At 68.4% G+C, this 2,689-nt stretch carries 1 protein-coding gene; it reads right to left on the minus strand.

The features are described 5' to 3' along the window. Positions 1–297: 297 nt before the first annotated feature. Entirely contained in the window at positions 298–933 is a 636-nt protein-coding gene (locus ASF38_RS04185) for a hypothetical protein (RefSeq protein WP_055962884.1), read from the minus strand. Between the last annotated feature and the right edge of the window lie 1,756 nt (positions 934–2,689).

Raw genomic sequence — 2,689 nt, forward strand, 5'->3', positions numbered from 1 at the left:
CCGAGGGCGACGTCGGAGTTCGTCTTGGCGATGTGGGAGGTGCCCTGGGCGTCGTAGGTGATGGTGACGATGGTGGCCGCGTGGGCCGCGACGGGGACGAGCGCGACGGCGGCGCCGGCAGCGGCCACGGCGGCGCGCTTGCGCCAGCGGGGCGCGAGGGTGATGGACATGGGTGCTCCTTGAGGGCTGGTGGTGCGAGGGGTGGTCGTTCGGGTGAGGTCAGGGACGGGTGGGGCCGAGCGTGGGCTCGGCCCCACCCGTGATGGCCCGCCGTGTGGTGCAGCAGGCCGGGACGCGTCAGCTGACGTTGATCGCGCCGTCGGGCGACGTCACGTCGAACGTGCCCGTGAAGTTGGCCGCCTGGCCGTTCTGGACCTGCCCGAGGCAGCCGACCACGTTCGACACGCGGAGGTTGCCGGTGAAGCCCGTCTCGCTGACCTGCAGACGCTGCGTCGACTCGCTGAACGTGCCGTTGGCCTTGCCGGTCACCGTGAAGCGGCAGACGGCGTTGGCGACGTTGGCCGTGATGTTGTCCACGTGGCCGGCGACGACGTCGGAGGTGCCGGACGTGGCCGCGCCCGTCCCGTGCAGCTTCCACGAGCCCACCGTCGTGACCGCGAGCGAGCCACCCGGGCCCGTGCAGCCGACGAAGTTGATCTTGTTGATCGCGGCGATGTCGACGATGCCGGTGCCGCTCGCGACGGTCGAGACCGGCGAGGTCGGCACGTTCGCGCTCGTGCAGCCCATGGACAGCGTCGGGACCGCGAAGCTGAGGCTCCCGGACGACGCTGCCGTGATGGTGTGCGTGCCGGCCGCGGAGCTGCCGCCGACACCGACCGTGTAGGAGCTGCCGGTGGCGAGGGCCGGGCCGGCGGCGACGACACCCGCGAGGGCGACGACTGCTCCGCCGAGTGCTGCGTGCTTGATCTTCATGATGGTTCCTTCCGATCTGCCGATGGATGTGTGACCGCGGTCACCGTCCAAGTAGGCCCACGGAAGTCACCCTCCAGACAAGCGGGGAAGCCCGCCCGAGCCGAGATGCTGGCCGCGATTGTCACCCACATGACAATTTCCCGACCCGAGTGACGACGGGGGAGGCACGTGCCACCACTCAGTCGCGGCAGGGCACGGCCCGTGGCCGTTGTCACGCAAGTGACAAATTTGACCTCAACATCGCTCTCCCTCGCGATCGACATTGCTTTTCGGGGCTCGGCTTGTGACGGTGCTCGCATGAAGACCCCTCTGCGCCGACGTCGCGAGCTGACCGCCCTGCTCACGGTCGCTCTCGCTCTCGTCGCCTCGATCGTCGGTGTCGCCTCCGCCGACGAGAGGACAGGGATCTACCCAGGACTTCCGTTCATCGAGTGCCCCGACGAACTGCCGCCGAGCGACTACGACCCCTGCTCGACGCCCGACTTCGCCAACCGATACGGCTGGATCAACGGCGTCAGTCTCGGGAGAACTGGTTCGCCGAAGGCGAAGCAGTGGGCACGCATCCCTCTCATGACCATGGGCAACAACATCCTCATCGGGAACAGGGTGGATGGCGAGGACAGGGAGTACACGATCGACATCCGGACCTTCCTTGTCTCTCCCAAGGGCTCGGACCGGAACTACGGTCGCTCGCCTCTCATCCCTGTTCGGACCGTCGCCTTCGGCTCCATCCCGGTCGAGGNCAAGGTCGAGCCCGCCGCGCTGGCCGCCGACGTCGACGTCCAGATTCGGTCCCTGAAGGTCGACGGGAACGACGTCGGCCTCGACGACTCCTGCGGGACGGGAACACGTTCCCGCCTGTCGGTCACGTCCAAGCCTCTCGACGTCCTCGAGGAACCCGGCTACGTCGGCCCCAGCTTCTTCGGCAAGTCGTTCGACACCTTCGACCCTGCCGAAGCGTTCTACGGGCTGTACGGAGGCACTCTCGAGGGTTCCATCGACATCGCTTCGCTCGAGGGCTGCTCGACGCGCAGCGGCGACGACGTCTCGCCGGTACTCACCGCGGCGCTCTCGGGGCCGGGCAACCCGGTGACGCTCCAGGTCGGATCCTTCAACTGCGTGAAGTACACCGACGACTTCTCGATGGCGCTGCCACCACAGCCTGGCGCCACGACGCCCGAGGAGATCGGGTGTGCCCAGAACTACTACGAGACACCCGACGAGTCCGTCACGAATCCACGTGTCCGCACAGTCCCACGCCCCCTCGACTTCCCCGACGAGGCGCCACGGCAAGTGGAGTGAACGACACGCCCAGAGTCGGCGGCCGTGCCTCGCCACAGCGAATGCCCGGGCACGATCAGCACCGAGAACACATTCGACAGTGGGCCTTCGTCACCCGTGATTGTCACGCACGTGACAAGTTCAGGGCCGCACGCCACCGACACCCTCATCGGCCCGTTCGTCTGCGGCACAGTCGCCTCGGGGGCTCGGTCCGGCGCGGACCGTGCAGGCACGACGGGAGGACAGGGCCCTGAGCACCACCACGCACCACGACGGATCCGGGGTGCCCGGCGGTCCCGTCGTTGACGCCGACCCGGCAGCGGGGTAGAACTCGGTGCAGCCACACGAGTCATCGGATCGGGGAGCCGGCGATGGAACCTGGACCGCACGGGTCCGCGCGATGACGCTGTTCGCGGACCGTTCCACGTCCGACCTCGTCGCCGCCCACGCACGCCGCGTGCGTCGCGTCGTCCCG

It is taken from the genome of Aeromicrobium sp. Leaf272 (genome assembly GCF_001422865.1).
GTDB lineage: Bacteria > Actinomycetota > Actinomycetes > Propionibacteriales > Nocardioidaceae > Aeromicrobium.

What these genes read in the sequence shown, in the direction of transcription:
- ASF38_RS04185 (WP_055962884.1), bottom strand. Translation starts at nt 933, where the DNA reads ATGAAGATCAAGCACGCAGCACTCGGCGGAGCAGTCGTCGCCCTCGCG.